The organism is Euzebya tangerina (assembly GCF_003074135.1).
GTDB classification, from domain to species: Bacteria; Actinomycetota; Nitriliruptoria; order Euzebyales; family Euzebyaceae; genus Euzebya; species Euzebya tangerina.
Genome location: NZ_PPDK01000001.1, coordinates 1,649,814 through 1,675,507, shown reverse-complemented (window position 1 = coordinate 1,675,507; position 25,694 = coordinate 1,649,814). Strand labels below are relative to the sequence as shown.

General features: G+C 67.8%; 29 protein-coding genes. 10 read left to right on the top strand and 19 right to left on the bottom strand.

Going from position 1 to position 25,694, the window contains the following annotated elements:
• Positions 1 to 6 precede the first annotated feature (6 nt).
• On the top strand, positions 7 to 654 hold the full coding sequence (locus tag C1746_RS07715; RefSeq protein ID WP_162867508.1) for an EthD domain-containing protein: 648 nt from the start codon (positions 7 to 9) through the stop codon (positions 652 to 654).
• Here the strand turns inward: C1746_RS07715 and C1746_RS07710 are convergent.
• Positions 617 to 1,123 carry a DUF488 domain-containing protein gene (locus C1746_RS07710; RefSeq protein WP_116714050.1) on the bottom strand — a complete coding sequence of 169 codons (507 nt, stop codon included), beginning with the start codon at positions 1,121 to 1,123 and terminating at the stop codon, positions 617 to 619. The genes C1746_RS07715 and C1746_RS07710 overlap by 38 nt on opposite strands.
• A gap of 260 nt (positions 1,124 to 1,383) precedes the next feature.
• Between C1746_RS07710 and C1746_RS07705 the strand changes: the two genes are divergently transcribed.
• From C1746_RS07705 to C1746_RS07685, 5 genes are read left to right on the top strand one after another with little or no spacing between them, the layout of a single operon-like run.
• Positions 1,384 to 2,172: an SDR family NAD(P)-dependent oxidoreductase gene (locus C1746_RS07705; protein ID WP_205711764.1), complete on the top strand. Its 789-nt coding sequence runs from the start codon at positions 1,384 to 1,386 to the stop codon at positions 2,170 to 2,172.
• A complete protein-coding gene (locus tag C1746_RS07700; RefSeq protein WP_116714049.1) occupies positions 2,169 to 2,936 on the top strand; it encodes a ThuA domain-containing protein in 768 nt (255 codons plus the stop codon). The genes C1746_RS07705 and C1746_RS07700 overlap by 4 nt, the downstream gene beginning before the upstream one ends.
• Positions 2,933 to 3,694: an SDR family NAD(P)-dependent oxidoreductase gene (locus C1746_RS07695; protein WP_205711763.1), complete on the top strand. Its 762-nt coding sequence runs from the start codon at positions 2,933 to 2,935 to the stop codon at positions 3,692 to 3,694. The genes C1746_RS07700 and C1746_RS07695 overlap by 4 nt, the downstream gene beginning before the upstream one ends.
• Before the next feature lie 57 nt (positions 3,695 to 3,751).
• On the top strand, positions 3,752 to 4,969 hold the full coding sequence (locus C1746_RS07690) for a cytochrome P450 (protein WP_116714047.1): 1,218 nt from the start codon (positions 3,752 to 3,754) through the stop codon (positions 4,967 to 4,969).
• Positions 4,969 to 5,979 carry an amidohydrolase family protein gene (locus C1746_RS07685; RefSeq protein WP_116714046.1) on the top strand — a complete coding sequence of 337 codons (1,011 nt, stop codon included), beginning with the start codon at positions 4,969 to 4,971 and terminating at the stop codon, positions 5,977 to 5,979. The genes C1746_RS07690 and C1746_RS07685 overlap by 1 nt, the downstream gene beginning before the upstream one ends.
• 28 nt (positions 5,980 to 6,007) lie before the next feature.
• Here the strand turns inward: C1746_RS07685 and C1746_RS07680 are convergent, their stop codons facing one another.
• From C1746_RS07680 to C1746_RS07665, 4 genes are read right to left on the bottom strand one after another with little or no spacing between them, the layout of a single operon-like run.
• A complete protein-coding gene (locus tag C1746_RS07680) occupies positions 6,008 to 6,232 on the bottom strand; it encodes a ferredoxin (protein ID WP_116714045.1) in 225 nt (74 codons plus the stop codon).
• The gene (locus C1746_RS07675; protein ID WP_116714044.1) at positions 6,229 to 6,531 is read right to left on the bottom strand and encodes a Dabb family protein; all 303 of its coding nucleotides are present in this window, start codon (positions 6,529 to 6,531) and stop codon (positions 6,229 to 6,231) included. Before C1746_RS07675 ends, C1746_RS07680 begins: the two co-directional genes overlap by 4 nt.
• Before the next feature lie 43 nt (positions 6,532 to 6,574).
• Positions 6,575 to 6,928 carry a nuclear transport factor 2 family protein gene (locus C1746_RS07670; protein ID WP_116714043.1) on the bottom strand — a complete coding sequence of 118 codons (354 nt, stop codon included), beginning with the start codon at positions 6,926 to 6,928 and terminating at the stop codon, positions 6,575 to 6,577.
• Positions 6,925 to 7,608, bottom strand: a complete 684-nt coding sequence (locus C1746_RS07665; RefSeq protein ID WP_162867507.1) for an SDR family NAD(P)-dependent oxidoreductase — start codon at positions 7,606 to 7,608, stop codon at positions 6,925 to 6,927. Before C1746_RS07665 ends, C1746_RS07670 begins: the two co-directional genes overlap by 4 nt.
• A 96-nt stretch (positions 7,609 to 7,704) precedes the next feature.
• Here C1746_RS07665 and C1746_RS07660 point away from each other — a divergent pair, with 96 nt between their 5' ends.
• The 3 genes from C1746_RS07660 to C1746_RS07650 all read left to right on the top strand — a co-directional run bounded on the left by C1746_RS07660 (position 7,705) and on the right by C1746_RS07650 (position 11,199).
• Positions 7,705 to 9,069 (top strand): metal-dependent hydrolase family protein, encoded by a 1,365-nt coding sequence (locus C1746_RS07660; RefSeq protein ID WP_116714041.1) that lies wholly within the window; start codon positions 7,705 to 7,707, stop codon positions 9,067 to 9,069.
• Between the two features lie 6 nt (positions 9,070 to 9,075).
• Positions 9,076 to 10,293 carry a cytochrome P450 gene (locus C1746_RS07655; RefSeq protein WP_116714040.1) on the top strand — a complete coding sequence of 406 codons (1,218 nt, stop codon included), beginning with the start codon at positions 9,076 to 9,078 and terminating at the stop codon, positions 10,291 to 10,293.
• A gap of 63 nt (positions 10,294 to 10,356) precedes the next feature.
• The gene (locus C1746_RS07650; protein ID WP_116714039.1) at positions 10,357 to 11,199 is read left to right on the top strand and encodes an SDR family NAD(P)-dependent oxidoreductase; all 843 of its coding nucleotides are present in this window, start codon (positions 10,357 to 10,359) and stop codon (positions 11,197 to 11,199) included.
• Between the two features lie 47 nt (positions 11,200 to 11,246).
• On the opposite strand, the gene C1746_RS07645 is transcribed toward C1746_RS07650, so the two are convergent.
• From C1746_RS07645 to C1746_RS07600, 10 genes are read right to left on the bottom strand one after another with little or no spacing between them, the layout of a single operon-like run.
• Entirely contained in the window at positions 11,247 to 12,062 is an 816-nt protein-coding gene (locus C1746_RS07645) for an FAD binding domain-containing protein (RefSeq protein ID WP_116714038.1), read from the bottom strand.
• On the bottom strand, positions 12,059 to 12,565 hold the full coding sequence (locus C1746_RS07640; RefSeq protein WP_116714037.1) for a (2Fe-2S)-binding protein: 507 nt from the start codon (positions 12,563 to 12,565) through the stop codon (positions 12,059 to 12,061). The genes C1746_RS07645 and C1746_RS07640 overlap by 4 nt, the downstream gene beginning before the upstream one ends.
• Positions 12,562 to 14,898 (bottom strand): xanthine dehydrogenase family protein molybdopterin-binding subunit, encoded by a 2,337-nt coding sequence (locus C1746_RS07635; RefSeq protein ID WP_116714036.1) that lies wholly within the window; start codon positions 14,896 to 14,898, stop codon positions 12,562 to 12,564. Before C1746_RS07635 ends, C1746_RS07640 begins: the two co-directional genes overlap by 4 nt.
• Before the next feature lie 33 nt (positions 14,899 to 14,931).
• Positions 14,932 to 16,140, bottom strand: coding sequence for an MFS transporter (locus C1746_RS07630; RefSeq protein ID WP_116714035.1), 1,209 nt, complete (start codon positions 16,138 to 16,140; stop codon positions 14,932 to 14,934).
• Positions 16,141 to 16,146: 6 nt separating this feature from the next.
• The gene (locus tag C1746_RS07625) at positions 16,147 to 16,926 is read right to left on the bottom strand and encodes a class II aldolase/adducin family protein (protein WP_116714034.1); all 780 of its coding nucleotides are present in this window, start codon (positions 16,924 to 16,926) and stop codon (positions 16,147 to 16,149) included.
• Positions 16,926 to 17,681 (bottom strand): ABC transporter ATP-binding protein, encoded by a 756-nt coding sequence (locus C1746_RS07620; RefSeq protein WP_116714033.1) that lies wholly within the window; start codon positions 17,679 to 17,681, stop codon positions 16,926 to 16,928. Before C1746_RS07620 ends, C1746_RS07625 begins: the two co-directional genes overlap by 1 nt.
• Complete coding sequence (locus C1746_RS07615; protein ID WP_116714032.1) at positions 17,665 to 18,444, bottom strand: ABC transporter ATP-binding protein; 780 nt, start codon at positions 18,442 to 18,444, stop codon at positions 17,665 to 17,667. Before C1746_RS07615 ends, C1746_RS07620 begins: the two co-directional genes overlap by 17 nt.
• A complete protein-coding gene (locus C1746_RS07610) occupies positions 18,444 to 19,457 on the bottom strand; it encodes a branched-chain amino acid ABC transporter permease (protein ID WP_116714031.1) in 1,014 nt (337 codons plus the stop codon). The genes C1746_RS07615 and C1746_RS07610 overlap by 1 nt, the downstream gene beginning before the upstream one ends.
• Positions 19,457 to 20,317, bottom strand: coding sequence for a branched-chain amino acid ABC transporter permease (locus tag C1746_RS07605; protein WP_116714030.1), 861 nt, complete (start codon positions 20,315 to 20,317; stop codon positions 19,457 to 19,459). Before C1746_RS07605 ends, C1746_RS07610 begins: the two co-directional genes overlap by 1 nt.
• A 3-nt stretch (positions 20,318 to 20,320) precedes the next feature.
• Positions 20,321 to 21,688 (bottom strand): ABC transporter substrate-binding protein, encoded by a 1,368-nt coding sequence (locus C1746_RS07600; RefSeq protein ID WP_162867506.1) that lies wholly within the window; start codon positions 21,686 to 21,688, stop codon positions 20,321 to 20,323.
• Between the two features lie 149 nt (positions 21,689 to 21,837).
• Between C1746_RS07600 and C1746_RS07595 the strand changes: the two genes are divergently transcribed.
• Positions 21,838 to 22,323 (top strand): VOC family protein, encoded by a 486-nt coding sequence (locus tag C1746_RS07595; RefSeq protein WP_162867505.1) that lies wholly within the window; start codon positions 21,838 to 21,840, stop codon positions 22,321 to 22,323.
• Here C1746_RS07595 and C1746_RS07590 read toward each other — a convergent pair.
• The 4 genes from C1746_RS07590 to C1746_RS07570 are packed head-to-tail and all read right to left on the bottom strand — an operon-like array spanning position 22,316 to position 25,680.
• Entirely contained in the window at positions 22,316 to 22,771 is a 456-nt protein-coding gene (locus C1746_RS07590; RefSeq protein WP_162867504.1) for a nuclear transport factor 2 family protein, read from the bottom strand. The two genes, C1746_RS07595 and C1746_RS07590, sit on opposite strands and share 8 nt — an antisense overlap.
• Before the next feature lie 11 nt (positions 22,772 to 22,782).
• Entirely contained in the window at positions 22,783 to 23,949 is a 1,167-nt protein-coding gene (locus tag C1746_RS07585; RefSeq protein ID WP_116714027.1) for an acyl-CoA dehydrogenase family protein, read from the bottom strand.
• A 55-nt stretch (positions 23,950 to 24,004) separates the two neighbouring features.
• Positions 24,005 to 24,553 (bottom strand): UGSC family (seleno)protein, encoded by a 549-nt coding sequence (locus tag C1746_RS23175; protein WP_420810992.1) that lies wholly within the window; start codon positions 24,551 to 24,553, stop codon positions 24,005 to 24,007.
• Positions 24,554 to 24,555: 2 nt separating this feature from the next.
• Positions 24,556 to 25,680 carry a hypothetical protein gene (locus C1746_RS07570; protein WP_116714024.1) on the bottom strand — a complete coding sequence of 375 codons (1,125 nt, stop codon included), beginning with the start codon at positions 25,678 to 25,680 and terminating at the stop codon, positions 24,556 to 24,558.
• Positions 25,681 to 25,694 lie beyond the last annotated feature (14 nt).

The window sequence follows — 25,694 nt, the reverse complement described above, 5'->3', positions numbered from 1 at the left end:
CCACGCTTGCCGCACTTGTCACCGGAGGCGTTTCAGGAGTACTGGCGAACCGCCCACGCCGATGCCGCCAGCCGGATCCCGGGGTTGCGCCGCTACGTCCAGAACCATCAGATCCTGGTCGCCGGCCACCCCGTCCTCCCCTACCCGGGCTTCGACGCGTGCGCGGAGCTGGAGTTCGACTCAATCGAGGACCACGACGCTGGCTTCTCAAGCCCCGAGTACCTCAGCGCTGTGCGTACGGACGAGGACCGGTTCGTCGACAAGTCGAGGTTCAGCGTGGTCCTGGCCGAGCGGGAGATGCTGCTCGACCGGGGCCTGACCGAGGAGCCTGTCAAGTTGCTGGTCGGCTGGCGTCTGCACCCGGCCAGCTCGCCCGGCGCCCTTCTCGAAGCTGCAGACCGCTGGGCGGAGCGGATCCACCAGGACAAGACCGTCCTCCGCCACGACCGTTTGGTGGCCGACCCGTCCTGGCACAGCGAGGGCACACCGGCGGCGTGCCATCACGTCGACCTGTTGTGGTTCGCCGAGTTGGACGTTGGCCGCGAGCATCTGGCGGGACCGGCACACGAGGCCGATCTCACCACGGCAGGCGCAGCCTTTGGCGCCGCGCGCACCCTCACACGGCCGGTCCTCTTTCGGGCAGAAGGTGTGTGACAGCAATGCCGTGCTCCTCGGCTAACCGACCTGCGATGAGTGAGCGGTGACAGGCCCTCGGATCCTGCTCCACACAGAGCAGCGCCGTGATACCCACATCCGGAAGAGACGCGACGAGGGGGTCCAGGTCAACCGGGTCGAGGATCTCGGCCGTGTACCGCTTCGTGTAGGCGGCCGCCAACTCACGCCTGGAGCGCTTCCCCACGCCAAGCCGGTCGTCCTCGGCATACTGCAGTTGTCGGAGCTCGGTTGTGGGGGCCAACTCTCGGTGGTGCCGATAGGCGATCCCCGCCGTTGCCAGTGCGTCCTGAAGCCGCTTCGAGTTGGCCCAGGCGTACTGAGGTCCCCGGACACCCCGCCGCTGCCGGACATCCAGCAGGAGCCGGACATCGGCGGCGTGGAGTCTCATCAGGAACGAGTCGGCGTCGAACTCGTACACCCCGATCGTGGTGACGCGCGGCGGGGTCATGAGCAGCCGCGACGGGTCGGATCGTGCTGCTCGTCGGGGTGGCGGGTGGGGTGGGGCATGAGGGATATCCGGTCTTGGGCCGTGGTCTCCGGCGACCGTATAGGCCCAACTCTGACAACCAGTGTCACGGTTTGCCTCCCCCGGGGAGGCACCGCCCATGGGCCTGTTGATCCACGTGCTGCCCACTGGTTGTATGCCGGACAACCACGTAGCCGCCCTCCTCGGATAACCCGTTCGACCATGGTGGCTGGACTGGAGCTGTGATTGTGGAGATCGGGACGCCGCTCGCGGTGGTGACTGGAGCCGGCGGTGGAATCGGAGCAGCAATTGCAACCAGTCTGGCCGACCGGGGCTACGGGGTCGCCGTCCTCGACATCGACGGCGACCGAGCAGGTGACGTCGCGAGCCGGCTGGTCGGAGGGCAGGCCCTGGAGGTTGACATCAGCGACGAGTCCGCGGTCGACGACGCCCTGGACCGACTGGGGCGGCCCCCCTCGGTTGTTGTCGCCAATGCGGGGATCGTCCGCTTCGGCAAGCTCCTGGAGCTGTCGGTGTCCGACTGGCGCCGCGTGATCGAGGTCAACCTGACCGGCACCTTCGTCGTCTGTCGCGCGGGGGCGCGACGAATGGTTGATGCCGGAGCAGGAGGGAGCATCGTCGCGATCACCTCCATGAACGGCGTCGTGCCAGGCCCGGGAAGTGGCGCCTACACCGCGTCCAAGGCGGGCCTGAACCAACTCGTCGGCCAGATGGCGATCGAGTGGGGCGCCGCCGGCATCCGGGTCAACGGGGTGGCTCCCGGACTCATCGACGGCGGGATGTCGGGACCGATCTATGCAGACCCGGATTTTCGCCGGGCCCGTGAGAGCCGGGTTCCTGTCGGACGACTGGGGACGCCGGAGGACATCGCCCAGGTCGTCAGCTTCCTGTGCAGCGACGACGCCGAGTACATCACCGGACAGACGTTGCTGGTCGATGGCGGTGTCACCCACAACATGATCTCCCAACTCCCTCGCCCATCAGCCGTGGAGCGCGGTGAGACGTTGTGACGGGACCCGGCAACCAACGACTCCACAACCTGCTGGTCTCCGGTGGCGTGGCCCACGACTTCGAGGTGACCTCGCAGCGTCTTGTTCACGTACTTGAGTCTGTCGGGATCGTCTCCAGCGTCACGACCGACATCGACGATGCCTTCGCAGCCCTCTCCGCCGACCCGAAGCGGTGGGATCTGGTCACCGTCAACGCGCTGCGATGGCGGATGGATGGGGTCGAGCGGTACGCCGCCCAACGGGCCGAGTGGGGGCTGTCACTGTCGAGCGCGGCGCGGCGGGGTGTGCGTGACTACATCGCCGCCGGCCAGCCGCTGCTGGCTATGCACAGCGCGTGCATCTGCTTCGACGACTGGCCGGAGTGGGGCGAGATCGTCGGTGGCGCGTGGAACTGGAGTCGCTCCAGTCATCCTCCATTCGGCTCCGCGGTACCGGTCACGGTCCACGCCGACCGGCATCCGATCGTCGCTGGGCTCCAGGACTTCGAGATCGTCGACGAGGTCTACGGCTTTCTGGACACCGAGCCGGATGTCGTTCCGCTGCTGTCCTCCCCGCACGGCGCTGTCGACCACCCGCTGCTCTGGGCACGCACGCTGACCGACGGCGCCCGAGTCGTGTTCGACGCGCTGGGACACGATCATCAGTCCTACGATCACGCCGTACATCGTCTGATCCTTCAGCGTGCCGGCCAGTGGTTGACCCGGCAGGGTCATCACCGTGCCCCTGTCCAGGCTGGTGGCGCGCAGCAGGAGCGATCCTCGTGAGGGATCCCGACGGGATGTCCATCCTGGTCACCGGCGGCGGATCGGGGATCGGGGCCGGCACGGCCGCGCATCTGGTGCAGCGGGGCGCCAGGGTGACCATCGCCGGACGACGTGCCTCGAAGCTGGAGGGTGTGGCCGAGGGCCTCGGCGACGCCTGCCTGCCCGTGGCAGCTGACGTGACCGAAGCAGCCGACCGGGTGCGGTTGGTCGAGGCCGCGGTGACCCACGGCGGCGGCCTCGACGCCGTTGTGCACGGTGCCGCCAACATGTACCGGGGCCAGATCGAGGAACTGGCCGAGGACCAGCTCACTGCAGTGTTCGCGTCCAATGTGATCGGGCCGCTGCTCCTGACCGGCCTCTGCACGCCGCACCTGGAGGCACGCCAGGGGGCGGTGATCTTCTTCGGGTCGGTGCACACGACCCGTGCCTTCCCAGGTGCCTCACCGTACGCCGGCACCAAGGGCGCGTTGGAGACGGCGACAGGCGTGCTGGCTGCCGAGCTGGGCGGTCGCAACATCCGCGTGTCCTGCGTCCGTCCCGGCGCAGTCTTCACCGAGATCAACGTCCGGGCCGGCATCGCGGATCCTGACCAGGCCCTGGAGCGACTCGAGTCCCTCGGGCCGGCGCACGCCCTCGGGAGGATCGGTGCGGTGGAGGAGATCGCCGAGGCAGTCGCCTACCTGATCGGAGCTGAGTGGACAACCGGGGCAGTCATGGTCGTCGATGGCGGCCTGGGTCTGGGCGTTACCGACGCGTGACGCCACGGGCACCCAGCGGCCCTTGACGCCCGCAGAACCAAACGGTTGATTGGTGACATGGCCGATGACCCCGTGATGATCACCACCGTGGACGAAGCGAAGGACGCGTATCGCAGCAGGGATCTGCGGCAGGCGCTGTACGACGCCGGCGAGGTGGTCATGGGCGATGTCCTGGTCAACCTGCACGGCGACGACCACCGCAGCCGGCGGCGGCTGGAAAACCGGCTCTTTCGCCGTGAGGTCTTCTTCGATTACCAGGAGCGTCTGTTCCCGGCGGTCATCGAGGAGACGCTCAAACCCCACGAGGCCGAGGGTGAGGCCGAACTCGTGAAGCTGAGCCATCAGCTCATGATGAACCTGGCGGCGCTGACGGCGGGTGTCGATCGACCACTGCAGACCCCCGAGGAGACCTTCCACCTCTACAACTACCTGATGACGTTCATCCAAGGGGCGACGCTGGCCCACTACACCGGTGACGTCGATGCGAAGCGTGCAGAGGTCGCAGAGGCGCTTGAACAGTTCGACGAGGAGTTCCTGGAACCCTCGATCGCCCACCGCCGCGATGTGCTGGCCCAGGTGGAGGCCGGCCTGACGGGTGAGGAGGATCTGCCCAAGGATGTGCTGACCCTGTTGCTCCAAGGCGAGGAGGAGTTGGGACTGACGCGAGAGATCATCCGCCGGGAGGTGGCCTTCTACCTCCTGGCAGGGGCCCACACCAGCGCCACAGCTTTCTGCCGCACGCTCGACCATCTCTTCGTCTGGCGCCGCGCCCACCCGGAGGATGCCAACAAGATCCGCGAGGACCGCCTGTTCCTGCAGCGCTGTGTCCATGAGACCATCCGCCTGTTCCCCTCCAGTCCCGTTGCGATGCGCTGGGCCCTGGCGCCTGTGGAGCTGCGATCCAGCGGTCGGCAGATCCCCGAAGGCGCGAAGGTCGTCATCGACCTGATGGCGATCAATCGCGACACCGATGTGTGGGGAGACGACGCAGCCGAGTTCAACCCCTACCGTGAGGTCCCCGCCGGCCTCGCCCCGTGGGGCCTGTCGTTCGGTGGCGGGATGCATATCTGCATCGGTCAGGATCTTGCCGCTGGCGTGCTGCCCAAGGGCGAGGTGGAGGATCTCTCCGAGCACTTGTACGGCCTCGTCCCCGTCGCGGTCCAGGGGATGATCGACAGAGGAGCCGACATCCATCCTGGTGACGAGCCCGTGATGGATGCGACCACAAAGCGGCCGTACTGGTCGCGATACCCGGTCGCCTTCGGCGCCGACTGATGGCGGCGTCGTCGTTCGACGCCACGACAACACCGCTGATCGACGTCCACGCCCACGTCGTGCTCGAAGGCACGATGGGCGCGGCCGGAACTTACGGTCCAACACTGGTCGAGCAGCCGCCCTCCTTCCAGGTCGGCGAGTACGTCCTGGACGGCGTGGCCTACCGGGGCACGCCCTTCATGGAGGTCGACCTGCGGCTGGCGGCCATGGCTGCCGCCGGCATCGACCACCAAGTGCTCTCACCCAACCCGTTGACCTACCTCCACCACATCGACGCGGCTGAGGCGATTGCGTTCTGCCGCCGACACAACGACGAGTTGGCGGAGCTGCTCGCGGACCACCCTGAGCGCCTGTCCGGCTTCGCTGCCCTCCCACTGCAACAGCCGTCGGCGGCGGCCCGGGAACTCTCCCGGGCGGTGGCCGAACTCGGACTGCTGGGTGGCTATGTGGGCATCGACTCTGCTGCCGGACAGCTGGACGATCCTGCCATGGACGAGCTGTACGCCGCGTGCGTGGAGCTGGAGGTCCCCCTGTTCATCCATCCGGCACCCGACGGGATCGACGGGCCGCCCGCGGATCCGCGTCTGGCCAGATGGAACCTGGACCTGCTCCTCGGGTTCGCCGCGCAGGAGACCTTGGCCGTCCTGACGTTGATCTACGGCGGTGTCCTGCACCGCCATCCGGATCTCGACATCTGTGTCTCGCACGGAGGTGGTGCCGTGCCCTACCTGTTCGGGCGCCTGGACGCGGCTGCCCAGAAGCGACCGTGGGCACCGGACTGGCTCGCCGAACCCGGCGTCTTCGGGCAGCTGTTGTCACGCCTGTGGTTCGACTGTCATGTGCACGACCCGGCCGCTCTGGGCCTGCTGGCCGACAGGGTCGGGTCCGACCGCATTGTCTTCGGCACCAACTTCTCCGGCTGGGACCAGGGCGCGGCGATGGACCTCGGGGACCTGACGGTCGACATCCGCGCGAACACCGCCCGGCTACTGGGATTCGGTAACCCCTGACGGCGTCGTGTAACTCCTCGACCAGTCGTCAGGCGAAGGGATCGACCTGGTTGCCGTCGGCGTCACGGAGGAGGATGGCCATTGCAGGGCAGGTCATCGCCGCGTCACGCAGGTCGTCGTCGCCGGCCGTGGTTGCACCAGCGGTCGTCTCCGCCAGCTGGTCGTCATCAAAGCGGAACGCCGACGGATGATCAGCGACGCACATCCCGCTGCTCATGCACAGGCTCTTGTCCACCTCCACCCGCAGGCTCATGGGGTCACCACCTGGTGTTGCACGGCCGCCCGCTCTTGCAGGATCGGTTTGAGGTGCTGGGCGATCAGGTCGGTGTGGGCGGGATGGGCCGCGTAGGCCTGGTAGGCGGCCTCATCGGCGAAGTCGACCACGGTTGCGACGTCGAAGTTGCCGGCCGCAAGACCGGCGTCAGACCCAACCGTCAGCTGACGGACCCCGTCGATCTGGTTGGCCAGATCGCGGATGCCGTCGATGGCGGTGGCAATCTGATCGTCGGTCGCTGCGTCAGTCCAGGTGAACAGCACGATGTGTCGAAACACGGGCCCGCTCCTCTCGTGGTTGGTGGGTCGGATGGTTGGCTGGTCAGAAGTCCTGGTCGTGCAACGTCACGGTCTGAGAGACGATCTCTCCGTCGGCCACGACGCAGCGGTCCTCTCCGCCACGTCCGTCGGCCGGGCCCCCGACAATGCGCCAGGTGAACGTCACCTCGGCGCCGCTCACGACCGGCTGGTCGAAGGCGACACGCCCACCCTGGAGCCGATCGGGGACGCCGGTGAAGTACCCACGAATCTCACTGCTCCCCCGATAGGTCGTGGTACCGCGCTGCAGCGTGGCGTCGGCCGCGTAGTCCGCCGCCATTGCGTCGGCATCACCGTGTCTGACGGCGGCGAGATGGCGCTCCACGACGCCGAGCACGGCCGAGGTATCAGCACTCACGTGGCAGTCCACCCGCCATCAACAGGCAGCACCGCGCCCGTGACGTACCCCGCGTCGTCGCTGAGCAGGTAGGCCACGGCGGCAGCGATGTCAGAGGGCTCCCCAACACGGGGTTGCGGAACGCGCTGATCCAGCCAGGCCTTCTGCTCAGCATTGCCCAGGCGGTCGGCCGTCATCGGCGTCCGGATGACGCCGGGGGCGACGGCGTTGACGCGGATCCCATCACCAGCCAACTCGGCGGCGGCTGCCCGGGTCAGGCCGGCGACCCCGGCCTTGGACGCGACGTAGTGGAGCTGTCCCGGCACCGCATGTGTGGCAACAACAGACGCGATGTTGACCACGGCGCCGCCGCGGCCTTCACGGGTCCAGCGGCGAGCAACCTCGCGTAGGCCCAGGAACGAGCCTCTGACGTGGATGGCCATGAGCCGGTCGAAGTCTGTGACGGTCAGGTCGACGATCGGCGCACGTGTCCGGACCCCGGCACAGTTGACCAGGGCATCCAACGGCCAGGTCTGATCAATGGCCTTGGCCCACTCGGACTCCTCGGTGACGTCCAGGGCCACGACCCCGTCGGAGGGAGTCACGTCGGCTGCGATCGCCCTGTACCCCTGCTCGTCGAGATGTGCGACGGTCGCGGCACCGATGCCCGATGCCCCACCCGTCACCAGCACACGTCTCACAGGTCTCCCAGCCAGGTCGTCAGTTCAGTCCTCGCAGGCGTGTTTTACCAAACGGATGGTAGGATTCGTCGGGCCATCCACGCAAGGAGCACGCCGATGTCGGGACACATGCTGATCAGCGGGGGAACGGTCATCGACGCAACCGGAGCGGCGGCGCGTCCGGACACATCGGTCCTGCTCCGTGGCGACGAGATCGTGGCCCTGGGCTCCGAGGCGGACCAGTTGGCTGCACGGACGAGCGGCGACCTGACCACGATCGATGCAACCGGTCAGACCGTCATGCCAGGGCTGATCGATGCACACACCCACCTCACGTTCGGTGAACCCACCGGCAACGACGAGTTGTTCAACCATCGCACGCAGGGTTACAGCGCCATGCTCAGCGCCTACAACGCGCAGAAGGTCCTGCGGGCTGGCGTCACGGGGGTCCTCGATGCCGACTGCCTCTGGATGATCGGCGTGGAACTGCGAGAGGCCATCGAGTCGGGCATCGTCGAAGGACCTCGGATGCGGGCCGGTGGCAACGCGCTCATGACCTCGATCGGTGGCACCGCCGGGCGGATGATCGCCGACGAGGGCCGGACCGGCTACGCCGTGGTCGTGCGGACCATCGACGAGATCGTCACCGAGGTCCGGCAGCAGATCAAGCACGGTGTTGACTGGATCAAGGTGCACGTCACCGGCCTGCTGCCCAACCGCAAAGGCGGCGAGATCAAGGTCTGGTCCTTGGAGGAACTGAAGGCCGTCTGCGACACCGCACATGACGTGGGGATCCCGGTCGTAGGACACTGTCGGAACGCGTCCTCGACCAGAGAGGCCGCAGAAGCCGGCATGGACCTGATCTACCACGCCTCCTACATTGACGAGGCGGCTCTGGAGGCCGTCGTCGACAACGGCTCGGCGTTGTGCCCGACGTTCACCCTGCTGGGCAACCTGGCCGACTACGGCCACAGGATCGGCAGCGCCCCAGAACTGATCGAGGTGTTTCGGGCCGAGATCGAGACCACCGCCAAGATGATCCGTCGCGCCCACGATGCCGGAGTGACCGTGCTCACCGGCTCCGAGACCGGGTTCGCGGTCACACCGATCGGCGAGTGGCACGCCCGTGAACTCGAGATGCTGGTCACCTACATGGGCTTCAGCGAGATGGACGCGATCCTCTGCGCAACACGAAACGGCGCCATGGCGCTGCAGATGGACGGCGAGATCGGGCAACTGCAGCCCGGGTTCCGGGCCGACCTGCTGGTCGTGGACGGCGATCCGCTGCAGGACGTCTCGATACTGCAGGACAGGACCAGGCTGTCCCACGTCATCAGTCGAGGGGTTCGAGTCGACACCGAACGGCCGATCCCCGAGCGGACCATCCGGCCCTCCGAGCAAGTGCGGTTCCTGGCCGCCTGCCCGCTGACCCAGCAGCTTGCCCTGACCGAAGATGACCTCGAGACCCTGAGCCACGTCTGACCGCGCATGTCCGAGATCACGCTGACCACCTACCACGATGTGCAGCGTGCGTTCCGCCGCAAGTCGCTGAAGCAGGCGTTGTACGACGAGGGCGGCGTCATCATGCGGGACGTGCTGCTGACCTTGCACGGTGACGCGCATCGGTCCAGGCGCCGGCTCGAGAACCGCCTCTTCCGCCGCGAGACGTTCCATCTGTACGACTCCGAGCTGATTCCCCGGCTGATCGCCGAAGAGGTGGAGCCGGCTGCGGCGAACGGTCGGGCGGACTGCCTGGGCATCGGTCACCGTGCAACGCTGCACCTGACCGCGTTGATAGCCGGCGTGGACCGACCTGCGGGCACCGCGGCTGAGACCGAGCGGCTGTACCACTTCGACCTCACGTTCAGCGAGGGGGCAACGCTGGTCCACGCGACGGGGAATCGGGACGCGGTACGGCAACGGGTCGCGACGGCGCTAGCGGCCTTCGACGAGGAGTTCCTGCAGCCGTCGATCGCGAGGCGCCGGTCGCTGCTGCGCGAGGTCCGAACCGGCACCATCGACGAGGCGTCGCTGTCGAAGGATGTGCTGACCGTCCTGTTGGCCCACGAGTCCGACCTGGCCGACGATCCTGACACCGCAGCTGCCATCATCCGTCGGGAGATCGCGTTCTTCCTGCAGGCCGGTTCGCACAGCTCCGCAAACGCCTTCACCCACGCCATGGACGACCTGCTGACCTGGTTCGAGGAGCACCCGCAGGACCGGAGACGCTGCCTGGATGATCCGCTGTTCATGCAACGCTGCGTCCACGAGAGCCTCCGCCTGCACCCTGCCAGCCCCGTCGCCTGGCGGGTGGCGACCGAGGACATGGTTCTGCGGGAGGGCCTGGCTGTCGCTCAGGGAACCAGGGTGATCATGGACCTGATGGCTGCGAACCGCGACCCCGACGTCTTCGGTCCTGACGCAGCCGAGTTCAATCCGCATCGCCCGGAGCCGGAGGGCGTCCCGCGCTGGGGCCACAGCTTCGGCGGTGGCATGCACGTCTGCATCGGCATGGAACTCGACGGCGGCACCACCCCCGATCGTGGCGCGGCCGACCGTGCCCACCACGTGATCGGCGTCGTGCCGCAGCTGGTCGGGGCGATGTTGGCACACGGCGCTCGGCGAGACCCCGACCACCCACCCGGCTGGGACGACACCTCGGCCCGGCCCAACTTCGCGACCTACCCGATCGTGTTCGACCAGTGACAACAGGCAAGACGATCCACCCATGAGCACCGACGATGAGCAACGAGGAGTGTGACCGGCAAAATGACCGTCGAACTACGAGGACTGAAGGACAAGGTCGCGTTCGTCACCGGCGCGGGTCGGGGCCAGGGCGCCAACCACGCTCGTCAGCTCGCAAAGGCCGGCTGCGACGTCGCCGTCCTGGATATCTGCGAGCCGATGCCGCCGCTGTACGCCACCGCGACTGCCGAAGACCTGGAGCTGACCGCGAAGCAGGTGCGGGCGGAGGGCAGACGAAGCCTTGCCCTGCAGTGCGACGTACGGGACGAGGACGCGGTCGCCGCAGCGGCCGAACGGGCACTCGAGGAGTTCGGACACATCGACATACTGATCAACAACGCCGGGATGGCCGCTCTCGACACCATTCACGAGATCCGCTCCGATGTCCTGCACGCGGTGATCGACACCAACGTCAAGGGGCCGATGTTCTGTGCGAAGTACCTCGTCGGAGACATGATCGGTCGCCGGTCCGGGACCATCATCAACATCTCCTCGGCCGTCATCGGAAGCGGTCATGCGATGCTGTCCCATTATGTCGCCTCGAAGCACGCGGTCGTGGGACTGACGAAGTCGTGGGCGACCGAGCTGAGTGAGTTCGACATCAACGTCAACGCGATCGCGCCCGCCACGATCCGCCCAGGTGAGGGACAGGGTGGCTCCGGCATGGTCCTCGGGCTCTCGGAGGCCATGGAGATGGACCCCGACGAGGCCTTCGAGGTCTTCTCCGAACAGGGCAACCTGCCCGGGGACAAGTGGCGGGCCGAGATGCAGGACATCACTGATGCCGTGCTGTTCTTGGCCTCGGACAACGCCCGCATGATCACCGGTCACGTCCTGCACGTGGACTGCGGTCAGGCCACCCGGTAGTCGGGTCCCGCGGCAGGATGCCCGCGGGCCCCAGCCGGCGTACTAGGTCAGCCCAGTTGGTCCAGAGCCCGCCTGACCATCACGGTGGCGAGGTGGCGGCGATACTCCGGCGTGGCATGCGAATCACCGGTGGGGCTGGTGCCCTCCGCGGCCACACTCGCGGCGTCCGCGGAGCCCGCACCCTCACCGACCGCCGACTCCACCGCCGAGGCACGGATCGGTGTCGAACCCATGTTCATCAGTGCGACGCCGACACCGCCGTTCACCCTCGCCGCGGCGGCGCCGACGATGGCCCAGTCCTGCGCACGTCGGCGGAACTTCGCGTACCCGAATGCGTCATGCGTCGGCACCCGGACCTCGGTGACCAACTCTCCCTCTTCCCGAGCGGTTTCCAGGAAGCCGGTGAAGAAGTCCGACGCTGGCACCGTCCGCGTCCCGTCGGGTCCTCGCAACACGACCTCACCGCCGAGAGCGGTCAACACCGCCGGGTAGTCGGCCGCCGGGTCTCCGTGTGACACCGAGCCACCGATGGTTCCCATCGACCGCACCTGCCGGTCACCGACCAGTCCGGCCGCGTGTGCCAGCAGCGGCGCGTGATCGGCCACGGTCTGGTCGGTCTCGAGGGTCCTATGGCTGGTCATCGCCCCGATCGCGACGACGCCGTCGGAGGCCGTGACGTAGCGCAGATCGTCTGCCCGACCGAGGTCGACCAGCACGCCTGGGTCGGCCAGCCGCATCTTCAGCAGCGGGATCAAGGACTGGCCACCGGCAAGCACCGTGGCGTCGTCGCCGTGGTCGGCCAGCAGCGCCACAGCCTGATCGGCTGAATCGGCGCGGACGTACTCAAACGCAGGCGGGATCACGAAGCCACCTCTGCTCCAGCGGTGTCGGTGGGGACATGACCCTCGGGGTGCTCGGCCGCCCAGCGGACGGAGTCCACGATCATGGCGTACCCGGTGCAGCGACAGAGGTTGCCCTCCAGGCCCTCACGGATCTCCTGCTCGGTCGGGTCCGGGTTCTCCTCCAGCAAGGCCGTGGCGGCCACCAGGAAGCCGGGCGTGCAGTAGCCGCACTGCAAGCCGTGTTTCTGGCGGAACCCCTCTTGGACCGGCGAGCGGGTCCCGTTGGTCGCCAGTCCCTCAACAGTCGTGATCTCGGCGCCGTCAGCCTGCGCGGCAAGCACCGTGCAGGACTTGACCGGGGCACCGTCGAGCAGGACCGTGCAGGCGCCGCAGTTGGAGGTGTCACACCCGACGTGGGTGCCGGTGAGGCGCCGCGTCTCGCGGATGTAGTGGACCAGCAACGTGCGCGGGTCGACATCGTGGTCGCGAGACTCCCCGTTGATGGAGATGCGTACCTCTGTCATGACGTGGCTCCGTTGTCGTTCATCGCGTTCCAGACCTTCTCGGGGCTCAGCGGCATGTCGAGGTGCCGGACGCCCAGGTGGCTGAGCGCGTCGACGACCGCGTTGACGACGGCCGGCGGTGAGCCGATGGCCCCCGACTCGCCGATGCCCTTGGCGCCCAGGGGGTTGACCGGTGTCGGGGTGGATACCCGACCTTCCTCGAAGGCCGGCAACTCGGTCGCGGCCGGGGCCAGGTAGTCCAACAGGGACGACGTCTGTGGCTGGCCCGCGTCGTCGTAGACCACGGCCTCGTACAGCGCCTGCGCGATGCCCTGTGCAGCACCGCCGTGGACCTGCCCCTTCGCGAGCAGCGGGTTGATCACGGTGCCGCAGTCGTCGACCAGCACATACCGCTCCACCCGCACCTCGCCGGTATCACGGTCGATGCCGACGACGCAGCCGTACGCGCCCGACGGGTAGGTGAAGTTCGGCACCTCCTGGAACACCTGCTCGTCCAGTCCACCCGCTGCCACTCCCTCGGGCAGCTGGCCGGGCTGGAAGCTGGCGTGGGCGACCGCTTGCCAGTTGACATGATCCTCAGGGCTGCCTATGACGCCGAAGCCCCCGTCACGGAGCTCAAGGTCATCGGGGTTGGCCTCGATGAGGTGGGCGGCGATCTCCTTGGCCTTGACCAGGATCTTCTCCGAGGCGGCCTTGACCGCCGATCCGGCGATCGGCACCGATCGCGATCCCATCGTGCCGATGCCCTGTGGCATCGTCTCGGTGTCGCCGGCCCGGACGATGATGTTGTCGTAGTCAACCCCCAACTCGTCGGCAGCGATCATTGCGAACGCGGTCTCGTGGCCCTGTCCGTGAGGCGCACTGCCTACATTGACAACCACCGAGCCGTCGGGCTGCAACCGCACCTTGGCGGACTCCCACGAGCCGAGGTGACCGAAGCCCTCCAGTGACCCGCGGGGTCCGAAGCTTGCGATCTCGACCCAGGTGGACATGCCGATGCCCATCAGCGGCCGGTCAGGATCGTCACGACGCGCCGCCTGTTCCTGTTTCAGCGTGTCGTAGTCGAGCATCTCGAGCAGCTTGTCCAGGGCTGCCTCGTAGTTGCCGGTGTCGTAGTGGACCGCCTCGGCATGGGGTTGAGAGAAGGGGAACTCGTCGGGTCCGATGAAGTTGCGGCGACGGACATCGGCCGGGTCGAGACCGGTCTCGTCAGCGACCAGGTCCATGACGCGTTCGATCATGTAGGTGGCTTCCGGCCGGCCGGCACCACGGTAGGCGGCAATGGGTGTCGTGTTGGTCACGACGTTCTGGAAGCCGGCAGCAACCTTGTCGATCTTATAGCAGCCTGCGCTCATCCAGGTCGTCAGAACCGCCATGCCCATCCCGTTGGGATCCGGGTAGCCACCGACGTTCTGGGAGATCATGTTGCGCAGCGCGCGGACACGGCCGTCGTCGTCGAAGCCGACCTCGACATCGTGGATCTGGTCCCGCCCGTGGTACATGAGTTGCATGGCCTCAGAGCGGGTCTGACAGTGCTTGACGGGACGGCCGAGCTGTCGGGACAGCAGCGGTGCCAGGAACAGTTCCGGGGTGAAGTTGATCTTCGACCCGAAGCCGCCGCCGACGTCGGGTGCGATGACGCGGATGCGGTGCTCCTTCTCGCCCAGCCACCCGGCCAGCTTGGTCCGCAGGTGGTGTGGTGCCTGGAAGGTGACGTGGACCGTCAGGCCCTCAGCACTCGCGTCAGCCAGGATCACCATGGGTTCAAGTGGCACGGGTGCGCAGCGTTGGTTCACCAGTCGGATCGACGTGCGGTTCTGTGCCGCCGCAAGTTCGGCCTCGGCGTCGTCCTCCCAGGGGATCCCGAACACGACGTTGCTGCCCACGGGCTCATACAGGAGAGGTGCGTCCTCGGCCAGCGCCGCTGGTATCGACGCCACAGCCGGAAGTGGCTCGTAGTCGACGTCGACGGCCTCCACGGCATCCGCAGCCAGGTAGCGGTCGTCCGCAACCAGCACCGCGACGGGTTCGCCCGCGAAGCGCACGACACCGTCGGCAAGAGCAGGCCGCTCCAGGCCGGGGACACCGGGGAGTGGTGGGATTCCCTCCCCCTCTCCCAGGCTGAGCTCAGCCAGGCTCCACACGCCGTGCACACCGGGCATGTCGGCGGCGGCCGACGTGTCGATGCCCGTGATTCGCGCATGCGCTTCCGGGCTCCGAACGAACGCCATGAAGGCCGTGCCGGCCGGATGCAGGTCGTCGGTGAAGGTGCCCCTTCCGACGAGCAGGTTCGGATCCTCCTTGCGCAGGACTGCCGCGCCGACCAGGGACATGAAACTGCCTTCCTCCGTAGATGGGGCCGGAACCTACCAAACGGTCGATTCGGCCGGCAACGGCCGTTTGCCGGCACGGCTGAAGGCGAGCGCCGAACCGATCAAGGCGAGGGCACACGCTGCCCAGGCCGCGCCGTAGTCGCCGGTGATGTCGACCAGCCAGCCGAAGGCCGTGGGCGAGATGAGCGCCCCCAGGTAGTACCCCGTCATGGTCACCCCGGAGCCGCGGCCGATCGCCTGCGGGGCGGCATCAACAACCGCCGCGTGCATCACGCCGATGGCACCCAGTTGGGTCGCGGTCGCGACGCTGAGCGCGACGACACCGCTGGCCAGCGTCACCCGCGCACCGATCGCCAACCCCACCGTCCCCACGGAGCAGACGGCCGCCATGACCGCGATGACGGTTGTGCGCCGCGAGCTGCCGAGGACGTCGGAGCGCCGGCCGACCAGGACCATCCCCACCACTCCGGATGCGGTCGCGACGGCCGACAGGGCGCCGGCCGCACCGACGGAGGTGTCGTGAACCTCCTCCAGCCAACTGACCGACCAGCTGAACAGCGGCTGGGATCCTGCGACCAGCAGGAATGACGCGACCGGGAACCAGTAGAAGCCCGACGGCAACACCCCGGACCGCGACGTGGCCCGCTGCGGACGATCGGTGGGCAACAGCAGCATCGCACCGCAGGCCACCAGTCCGGCCAGCACGCCGACGACACCGATGATGGGCTGCCAGCCGATCCGTGCGGCTGCCCAGGGCGCGGTCAGGGCCGCGATCGTGGCCATGGCAGGCACACCACCGGTCTTGATGGTCAGGGCCAGACCCCGGTTGGCCGGTGCCACCGCCACGCCGATCGCCATGTTGGTGCCGGCGTTTCCCAGTGAGTAGGCCAGCCCGGCGACGACGGAAGCCACCAGCAGGACCAGGTAGGTGTCGAGTAGCACGATCAACCCCGCCACAGCACTGACCGTGACCAGGTTGGCGACCACGGCCAGTCGCGCGCCCATCCGATCGACGATGACGCCACCGCCGATGGAGCCGAGCCCTGTGCTGCCGAAGTAGAGGCCGACAAGGAGACCCACCTGTCCGCGGGACAGCCCGAGGTCGGACCGCAGTGCCACCGCCAGGTAGCCGTAGAGGAAGCCGATCGCGGCGCCCAACCCGATGGCGACGGTCGCCACGACCACGACGGTCGCCTGCCCTGCTGTGTGCCCGACGTCGGCGTCGGCATCGGGCGTTCTCACGTGCGCTCAGTCGAGGACGCGCGGGTCTGCAGCCAGCTCCTGCCGCACCACACCGTTCCAGTAGAACGTCGTGGAGTAACGCAGCAACATCGCCTTCAACCGTGCGCGCTTGTCCTGCGGTACCTCCACCGGCTCCTGACCCGTCATCCACGCACGGGCGTTCAGCCGGCAGGTCCGTTCGAACGTCTCGAACTTGTACGTGGCCTCCTGGACGGTGGAGCCCATCACGATGATCCCCTCGTGGGCCAGCACGACGACGCTGGCCTCCGCGACTCGTTCGGCCAGGCTCGCGCCGCTCTCGGCCGTGTCGACCCCGCCGGCGAAGTCGTCGTGCAGCACCATCTCGCCCTCGAACATGCAGGCCTGCTGATCGGTGATCTGGGGCAGGCGATGCATGGTCGCCAGCAGGGTCGACCACTCCGGATGGTTGTGGATGACAACTTTGGCGTCGGGTCTGACCCGATGGATCTCGGTGTGGATGAAGATGGCGGGCGTCACGTCCCACGGACCTTCGAGGACCGTGCCGTTGGCATCGACCAGCAGGATGTCGGAGGCGGTCAGCTCATGCCACCACTTCCCGTACGGCGTGGTCCACATCGTCTCGTCGTCTCGCATGAGCGTGATGTGACCGGCGACGTCCAGCGCGTGGCCGGCGCGTGCAAGGATCCGTGCACTGAGCGCGACGAGCTGTGGCGCGGTCAACTCCGGCGGCGCCTCGGGCCAGACCGACGGGAAGGGGCTGCCCTCGCCGAGTGCCTGGTCGATGCGACCTTCGCCAGCAGCCATCAGACGGGTCCGCTCGTCTTGAAGCCCGACGTCGCCTCGGGGGCTCCGCCGCCTCCGAGGTAGGAGCGGACCAGCTCGTCAGCGTCCTGCAGTTCCGCCGAGGGCCCCTCGAAGGCGACACGCCCGGTGCGAATGACGTAGGTGCGGTCACTGAAGTCGAGGACGCTGGCGTGCTGCTCGACCAGGAGGAAGGTGGTGCCCTGCTCGCGCAGGTCGACGATGACCTCGAACAGTTGATGGACCAGGTTCGGCGCCAGTCCGAAGCTGAGCTCATCCACCATGATCAGTCGAGGTCGTGCCATCAGCGACCGGGCAATCGCGAGCATCTGCTGTTGCCCACCGGACAGAGCGCCAGCCCGTTCTGACAGCCGACCTGCCAGTGGGGGGAACAGCTCCAGCATTCGGTCGGTGTCGGCGGCGATGGCCTGCGTGCCGTCACGACGCACGACGGTGGCGATCTGCAGGTTTTCGGCCACTGTCAAGGTCTGCAGGATCCCACGTCCCTCGGGGAGGTGCCCGAGGCCCGCGGCCGTGACCCGCTCAGGCGGGTGTCCGGTGACGGTGGCACCGTCGAAGACCGTGGTGCCGTTCCACGTCGGCAGCAGCCCCGAGATGGTCCTGAGCAACGTGGTCTTGCCGGCCCCGTTGGCCCCCAGGACCGAGATGATCTCACCCTCGCCGACCTCGAGCGACACGCCGTGGAGCACCTCGAGGCGCCCGTACCCGCTGATCAGGTCCTCAACGGTCAGCAGCAACGCTGGCTCCCAGGTAGGCCTCGATGACGTGTGGGTCCGCAGCGACCGTGGCAGGGTCAGCGTGGGCGATGATCCGACCCTCGTGCAGGACGCTGACGATGTGGCAGAGGTCCATGACCAACTGCAGGTCGTGCTCGATGATGACGACGCAGAGGTCGCGGGCAGCCATGACCTCGCGCAGCCCGGCCAACAGCCGGTCGGTGTCGGTGGCCCCGAGTCCCGCGGCGGGCTCGTCCAGCAACAGGACCCTCGGTTCGCAGGCCAGGGCGCGCGCGACCTCGACCAGCTTCTGGCTGCCGAGGGGCAGGTTGCCTGCCACCTGGTCGACCTCGGCGCCCAGGCCGAACTTCTTGAGCAGTCCTTCCGCCTCCTGTCGCCTGTCGTGTTCCTCCGTACGGCCGCGTCCGATGCCCAGCAGTTCGAGCACATGGGGGGTGCGGTAGCGCTGGTGCATGCCGAGTAGGACGTTGGCCCGGGCGGTGATGTCGTCCACCAGGCGTGGGGCCTGGAAGGTGCGTCCGACGCCGGCGGCGACGACCCGCGCCTGCTTGCTCGGATCCAGCAGTTCGTCGAACAGTCGCACCTCGCCGCGATCAGGGCGAACGTAGCCGTTGACGACGTTGAACAGGGTGGTCTTGCCAGCGCCGTTGGGGCCGATGAGCCCGTTGAACCCGTCCTCGAAGGCGACGTCGACACCGTCCATGACGACGTTGCCACCGAAGGCGACGCGCAGATCGGTCAGGCTGAGGGGGACGTCGGCCATCAGCCGACCCGCTCGGCGACACGCGAGGAATCGGCCGTCGCGGCGCCGACAGCTTGCTCACCGGCAGCTCGGCCCAGCAAGCGCGTGCCGCGGAGTCGCGCCGGGATCGAGGCGATGCCACCGGGCAGGAAGCGCACCACCAGGATCAGGGCGAAGCCGTACGCCAGCCGTTGGTACTGCCCGAGGTCCTGGAAGAGTTCCACCACGACCACACCGAAGATCGCGCCGATGACCGACCCGGAGATCGAGGCCACGCCACCGACCAGCAGCATGACCAGCAGTATGACCAGCAGGTTCACGCCGAACATGTCAGGGAAGATGAAGGCCTGCAGTTGTGCGAAGAGTGCACCTGCGACGGCCCCCACGACGCCGGACAGTGAGAAGGCCATCAGCTTGTACCGGGCCGACGGAATCCCGATGGGACCGGTGGCGACGTCGATATCACGGACGGCCTTGAGGGTCCGCCCGAACCGGCCGTTCAGCAGTCGATGGAGGATCACGAACCCGACTGCGCTGACCATCAACGTCAGGACGTACGCGCTGCGTGTCTGATCCAGGCCGAACAGCCGGTAGATGGGCACTCCCATCCCGGCCCCGCCGCCCGTCAACCCCCGCGCCTCGGCGAATCCGCGTACGATCAACTCACCGAAGGCGAGTGTGGCGATCGCCAGGAAGAACCCGCGGAGTTGCACGGCCGGGAAGCCGACCAGTGCGCCCGCGGCCGCGGCGATCGCGGCGATCACGATCAGCGCGACCCAGAAGTCCCAGCCGCGCTCCAGCAGCAGTGTGGTGCCGTACGCGCCGAGCCCCATGAATCCGGCTTGTGCAAGCCCGATCTGACCCGACCAGCCGACCAGAGCGTTGAACCCAAGGACGCTGAGGGAGTAGATCATGATCAGGGCCAGCACGAACACGCGATAGGAGTTCAGGATCCACGGCGCCGCAACCAGGAACCCGAGCAGCGCGAGAAGGGCCACGATGCTGCCGGCACGCTTGATGGTCGGGGAGACCACTAGACCTCCCGGGCCCGGGCAGCGGCGAACATCCCCTCGGGCTTCCACAGCAGCACGACGAAGACAACCAGCAGCGCAATCGCCGACTTGGAACTGGTGGAGATGTAGGCACCGGACAGGTTCTCCAGCACGCCGATCAGCAGCCCACCTAGGAACGCGCCGGTCATCGACGTGAAGCCACCGAGCACCGCGGCGACGAAGCCCTTGAGGATCAGCGCGGTGGCAATTCCCGGCGACAGGACCGTCGACGACGTGGCGAGGATCAGCGCAACCCCGGCCATGACGGTCCCGAGCGCCCAGGCCAGGGCCGAGACCCGCCCGGCGCTGATGCCGAGGAGCCGGGCGACAGACCGGTCCTCGGCAATCGCCCGCATCTGGACCCCCCATGAGGTCTTGAAGAACAGCCCCAGCAGCAGGGCCACGACGAAGCCGGTCGCAATGGTCACGAGTGCGGAGAGGGAGATCACCTGGCCGCCCACGTCGTAGGTGACCGAGCGCCACGGCGAGGGGAAGGACTGTGGTGCCGATCCAGCAAGCAGGTGGATACCGGCTCCCAGGGCGAACGTCAGCCCGATGGTCATCAGCAGCGTGGGGAAGTGCGAAGCCCCGGAGAGCGGTCGGAGGGCGGCGAACTCGATGGCCGCACCGAAGATCGCTGCGAACACCAACGACAGCGCGACCGCGGGAAGGAAGGACAGCCCGATCTCGGTGAGACCCCAGGCGACGTAGGCCACCACCAACCCCATCTCTGCCATGGCGAAGTTGGGGACGTCGGTCGACTTCATGATCACGACGATCGCGAGGGCGATGACGGCGTACGAACTGCCGGCCTCCAGACCGCCGATCAGCTGCTGCAGCATGGGCTACCCGTTGGCCTCCATGAAGTCCCGGATCACGGTCCAGGTCTCGTCGGCCACGCTGTACTGGGCTAGTGCCGCCCCCGACGCACAGCTGTGTCCCTCCGGCAATGGCCCACACGCAAGGATCGGCAGTGCCCCCAGGTCGAGCGGGTCATCGACCAGGCTCTCGGCTTCGGCGTGGAAGTTCTCGTAGGCCAGGTCGCCGTCCAGGCGGTCCAGGATCTCGAGCAGAGCGCGGGTGTAGTAGTAGGTCTGCAACGAGAAGTTGCTGGTCGACTGCGCCGATCCCTCGCCGGTGTAGGCCTCGGCGAGCTCACGCCAGGCCGCAACGGCCTCGTTGTCGGTGTTGGTGGGCAGCTGGACCTGCAGGCCGCCGATGAATCCCTCGGCCGCGTCGCCGGCCGAGTCAACGGTGTTGGGGCCGCCCGTGCCGCCCCCTCCATTGTCGGCACACAGCACCACGTCATAGCCGAGGGTCTGGGTCTCCTGCATGATCAGGGCCGCTTGCACGTTGTCCGTCGCCAGCATGATCGCCTCGGCGCCGGCGTCCCGCATGTTGAGCACCGCGGAACTGATGTCCTGGCTGAGGACCTCGACCCGCTCGAACCCGACGTACTCCAGACCGTTGGCGGCCGTGGCGGCCTCCATGCCGGCGTTGCCCTCCTCGCCCAACTGGTTGTCCTGACCGATCAGACCGACCTGGGTGATTCCCTGCTCGGCGGCGTAGTCGGTGCAGATCTGCATCTGCTCGCCGCGGCCGGGGCCCAGGATGTAGGCCTCCTGGATCTGCGGGTCCTGGGGCGACACGGGACCCCAGACGATCGTGCCGGCGTCCTCGACGAAGTCCCAGATGCCAGGCAGCGCCTGCGATCCCGCTGGTGACGCCATCGCGTAGACGCCCTCCTCCTCGATCAGGCGGCGCGCGTTGGAGACCAGGCGAGGCGGGTCGAAGCCATCATCGAGGGCGACCAGTTCGAGCATCCGACCGTCGATGCCGCCCTCGGCGTTGGCCTCATCAAGGGCGATCGTGATGCCGGCCAGCAAGCCCTCCCCCGCGGCGGCGGCCACACCGGTGATCGGAAGCGTCGTCCCCAGCAGGATCGAGTCCTCAGTGACACCGGGGACGTCGCCAGACGAGGCAGCCCCTGCTGGTTCCGTCGGTTCGTCGACCGAGTCGTCGGTCGAATCGTCGGCCGACTCATCCGCGCTGTTGTCGGCAGCCGCGTCATCCTCAGGATCGCTCTCGTCGTCTGCCTCCTCACCATTATCAGCCCCGTCGTCGGCATCGGCGACATCAGGGCTCGCATCGTCGGCCGTGCCGGTGTCGGTGGTCCCGCAGGCGGCTGCCAGGAGTGAGAGCAGAAGCACCATCAGCAGCAGTGTGAATCGCGGCGGCGATTGTTCGGCAAGGGGGCTCGGACTCAACGGCTCGCCTTTCTCGACCAAATGGTTGTTTGGTATCCAAGCGTGCGGGGCGGATGCCGTCAAGAGGCCTCCTCCCGCTTGATACCGTCCGAGGCATGACCTTCGTCGAGGCATCGCATGTTGGGTTTGTTGTTGCCGATCTGGACCGGTCGGCCGACGAGCTGGCGACCCTCCTGGGGGTCCGGTGGGCATCGGTGTTGACCCGGGACCTTCCGGTGCGAACCCCCCGGAGCACGGTGCAGGCGAACATCCGTGTCACCTACTCACTGCCGACCTCCGGACCGACGCTGATCGAACTGATCGAAGGGCAGGCAGGGACACCATGGTGGCCCGGCGATGACCAGCCCTGGGCGTTTCACCACATCGGTTTCTGGGCTGATCGGTTGTCGCAGGAGTCGGTGCGGTTGACGGAAGCCGGCAAGCCGCTGGCGGGCACCGTGGACCGCCCAGAGGAGGCCGGCGCAGCCCACGGCTTCGCCTACCACGACCTCGACCACGGGCCGCGAGTCGAACTGGTGGACGCGGCTCGCAGGATGTCGTTCCAGTCGTGGCTGGCGGGAGGCCACTTTCCCCTCAACTGATCGCGGGGTGGCCGCCGTACCACTTGTTCGGAATCGCGTCCCACGCCGGCTCGGAGTCCACGCCGTGCAGCGTGTGTCTGGTCACCACCCACCCCTCATCTCGGCGCTCGAGGTCATCCTCGATCCGTGCCCACAGCTGCCAGATCCGCCCGTCCTCGACCATCCGATGCACGGCGTGGACGTAGGCGACCGAGTGCGCCACGTCGCCGTCCACCCGGATCAGGAAGTTGGACACCGCGTGTGACGTCGCGCCGTACTGCGCCAGTACCGCCCGGAGGAGCCGGGCGTACCGCTCCCGCCCGAGCACGACCTGACCGGTCATGATGTCGAACTCGCAGTCCTCCGCGAAGAGCGCCGCCGCACCCTCGTGGTCCTTGGCATCGACGCGGTCGAAGTACCGGACGAACACCTGCTCGATGGCGCGTTGGTCCAGCAACTCCTGCACCACCGAGGACTCCATCACGCGCCCCGCTGGTCGAAGGACCGGCCGAGGTACTGCGACACGATGCGGATCCGCTGGATCGTCGGCGTGCCGCCACCCATCGCCCAGCCGTGGGCATCCCGGTGCATCCGCTCCACGTGGTACTCGGGGTGGTAGCCGTAGCCGCCGTGGAGCTGCATCGCCAGGTCGCTGACCCGCTTGGCCATCTCGTTGGCGGTGCACTTCGCGATGGAGGCGGCCAGCGGGTCCGGCGCCCCCCGCCCCGCCTCCGCCGCGGCCTTCCAGATGAGCAGCCGGGCCGCCTCCACCTGCATGATCATGTCCGCCAGGGCCGCCTGGACGGTCTGGAACTCGATGATCGGACGGCCGAACTGCTCTCGCTCCTGCACGTACGCCGCGGTCAGGTCGAGGCAGGCCTGCCCGATCGCCAGCGCCATCGTCGAGTTCCCCAGCCGTTCGATGGAGAAGGCGGTGAACAGGTCACGGAAGCCACCCTCACCGACGATCAGGTTCCCGGCCGGCACCCGAACGTCGTCGAAGAACATGTCGGCGGAGGGGATCCCGTGGAAGCCCATCAGCCGCTCCTGCGGTCCGAACGTCAAGCCCGGCGTCTCCCGGTCCACGACGATCCCGCCGATCCCCTTCGAGCCGAGCTGGTCCCCCAGCCGGACGTACACCAGGTACTGCTCGGCGTGCCCACCCCCGGAGCACCACCGCTTCATCCCGTTCAGCACGTAAGAGTCATCGTCGAGCACGGCCGATGTCGTCATGTCCGTGGCAGCAGAGCCCGCGTCGGGTTCGGAGATGGAGACGGCCAGCGTCTCCTCGCCGGCAATCAGTGGTGGCAACAACCTGGCCTTCTGCGACTCGGTGCCGAACAGGTCGATCACCCTGGCTGGGCCGGTGTTGGCCTCGAAGATCTGGAAGGCAGCGATCTGGTTTCGCTTGGCCACCTCTTCGACGACGAGCAGGGCATCCAGCAAGTCGGCCCCGCCCCCGCCGTAGGCCTCCGGCAGGGCGATGCCGAGCAGCCCCATCTGCCCCAGCCGCCGGCGCTCCTCAGCGGGCAGGAACGTCCCCTCACGATCCCACTCGAGGATCCGTGGTGCGTAGACCTCGTCAGCCAGCTTGGCGGCCGTGGCCCGCAGCGCCTCCTGCTCCTCGGTGAGGCTGAACTCGATCATCGCGCAACCCGATTCAAACGGTCGTTTGGTCGAATGCTACCGAACCGGGAGCCGGTCAGGCTCGGACGGAGACCGCCGTAAACCGCTGTTCGGCCGTGGTCAGAACCGAGTCCGCCAGGGCATCCAGCGCGCCGTCATCCAGGCTCGCGACCGGGTGTGGGACAACCACGGCCGGGTAGCCCGGCATGCCAAGGGTGGCGGAGAAGTTGGCCGCCAATCTCGTGAACGGCTCGGTCATCACCAGGGTGGCGGGCACGCCGAGGCGTTCCATCTGGACGGCGTCGTGCAAACTGCACGCGGTGCACGCCCCTCAGTCGCCGAGGCCGCTGATCACCAGGTGCGACCTGGCTGCCAGCATCCGAGCGACGTCGGCATCGATCGGTGCCCCCGCGGACGGCTTGGTGTGGACCTCGACCTGACCGATCGAGAGCCGCCTGCGCAGCCCGTCAGCGATCCGCTCGATCAGATCACGACCACGCGGCTTGCCGTTGTCGATGATGGTCAGGACGGCGTCGTCCGGCAGGTCACGACGCTCGGCCAGTTCACCGCCGGACTCGACCTCGGCGCGCGGCGGGACCGGGCGATGAACTCGGATGGTTCCCATGGCTAGGGGCCTTCCTCGGGTGCAACTGGGACGTCCAGATCCACCTCGCACCCATCCGGACCGCAGTCCGGCAGGGCCTCCCCGGCGAGTCGCACGCGGCGCGTGACCGCCTCGGCATGGGCGTGGCCCGGCGGCGCCCATGAGGGGATGTAGGCCGACCAACCGGCCCCAGCCCCGCCGGCCGTGGTCACGAGGATGTCCTCCGGCGAGCGGAACGACGGCAACTTGCCGTCCGGTCCCGGGATCATCGGGTGGCTGGTTCCCTCCTCCAGCAACACCCCACCGGCCGCCAGCTCGTCGGGGGTGACACGGGTGTGCTCCGCAAGGAAGGCCTGGACACGAGAGCGGTCCCAGCCGGCCTTGGCCAGGATGGTCCGGTGCTCCCAGCCGAGCACGACGATCCCCTGCCCAGCCTTGCCCGTGGAGAACGTCGCCGGGTTGGACATCGCCGCCGCGAAGGTCAGCAGGATGCCCTCGGGATCACCGTTCAGGTGGTTGGCGACCTGATGGGGCCCCTCGGTCGGCATCAACGTCACCGTCGTGTCCTCGGGGCCGTACCCAATGGCGACGGCGTGGAGCTCCCAGCCAGGCGTCGGCTCCTCAGCGACGCACAACGTGTACTTGCCCGGGTGGCCCATGGACGAGCCGTCCAACTCACCACTCTTGGCCCCCAGGACGTTGGCGGCCAGCAGCCGGACGGCTCGGCCGATCGTGGCGTTCGCCCGATTGCCGGGGCCCAGCGCGTTCAGCCCGCCGTTCATGCCGAGTTCGGCCGCCAGTGGGCCACTGACCACCACGCACAGCGCAGCCCCGCCGGTGCTGGTGCACGCGGTGTGGGCGTTGAAGTCCGGCGACAGCAGACAGTCTGTTGCCGCCAGCACCACCGGGAAGTACGCCGGCTTGCAACCTGCCATCACCGCGTTGATCGCCAGTTGCTCAGCCGTGACGGTCACGTTGCGCTGCGGCACTGACCCCAGGATCTCGTCCGGATCGGTCACACCGCCGGCCAGGAGCGTGTCCAGCACGCGGTCCGGCGTGGGTGGGACCACCGGCAGCCCGTCGGTCCAGCCGGCTTCGAAGAAGTGCTCCTGGGCCGCCGACTCGTCGAGTTCGAGCAGGTCTGCCATGTCGCTCAGGTTAC

Bases quoted from the DNA above. Each gene is read 5' to 3' on its own strand.
- C1746_RS07710 (WP_116714050.1), bottom strand. From the start codon at position 1,123: ATGACCCCGCCGCGCGTCACCACGATCGGGGTGTACGAGTTCGACGCC.
- C1746_RS07690 (WP_116714047.1), top strand. From the start codon at position 3,752: ATGGCCGATGACCCCGTGATGATCACCACCGTGGACGAAGCGAAGGAC.
- C1746_RS07685 (WP_116714046.1), top strand. From the start codon at position 4,969: ATGGCGGCGTCGTCGTTCGACGCCACGACAACACCGCTGATCGACGTC.
- C1746_RS07680 (WP_116714045.1), bottom strand. From the start codon at position 6,232: ATGAGCCTGCGGGTGGAGGTGGACAAGAGCCTGTGCATGAGCAGCGGG.
- C1746_RS07660 (WP_116714041.1), top strand. From the start codon at position 7,705: ATGTCGGGACACATGCTGATCAGCGGGGGAACGGTCATCGACGCAACC.
- C1746_RS07655 (WP_116714040.1), top strand. From the start codon at position 9,076: ATGTCCGAGATCACGCTGACCACCTACCACGATGTGCAGCGTGCGTTC.
- C1746_RS07650 (WP_116714039.1), top strand. From the start codon at position 10,357: ATGACCGTCGAACTACGAGGACTGAAGGACAAGGTCGCGTTCGTCACC.
- C1746_RS07640 (WP_116714037.1), bottom strand. From the start codon at position 12,565: ATGACAGAGGTACGCATCTCCATCAACGGGGAGTCTCGCGACCACGAT.
- C1746_RS07635 (WP_116714036.1), bottom strand. From the start codon at position 14,898: ATGTCCCTGGTCGGCGCGGCAGTCCTGCGCAAGGAGGATCCGAACCTG.
- C1746_RS07625 (WP_116714034.1), bottom strand. From the start codon at position 16,926: ATGGCTGCTGGCGAAGGTCGCATCGACCAGGCACTCGGCGAGGGCAGC.
- C1746_RS07615 (WP_116714032.1), bottom strand. From the start codon at position 18,444: ATGGCCGACGTCCCCCTCAGCCTGACCGATCTGCGCGTCGCCTTCGGT.
- C1746_RS07605 (WP_116714030.1), bottom strand. From the start codon at position 20,317: ATGCTGCAGCAGCTGATCGGCGGTCTGGAGGCCGGCAGTTCGTACGCC.
- C1746_RS07600 (WP_162867506.1), bottom strand. From the start codon at position 21,688: ATGGTGCTTCTGCTCTCACTCCTGGCAGCCGCCTGCGGGACCACCGAC.
- C1746_RS07595 (WP_162867505.1), top strand. From the start codon at position 21,838: ATGACCTTCGTCGAGGCATCGCATGTTGGGTTTGTTGTTGCCGATCTG.
- C1746_RS07585 (WP_116714027.1), bottom strand. From the start codon at position 23,949: ATGATCGAGTTCAGCCTCACCGAGGAGCAGGAGGCGCTGCGGGCCACG.
- C1746_RS07570 (WP_116714024.1), bottom strand. From the start codon at position 25,680: ATGGCAGACCTGCTCGAACTCGACGAGTCGGCGGCCCAGGAGCACTTC.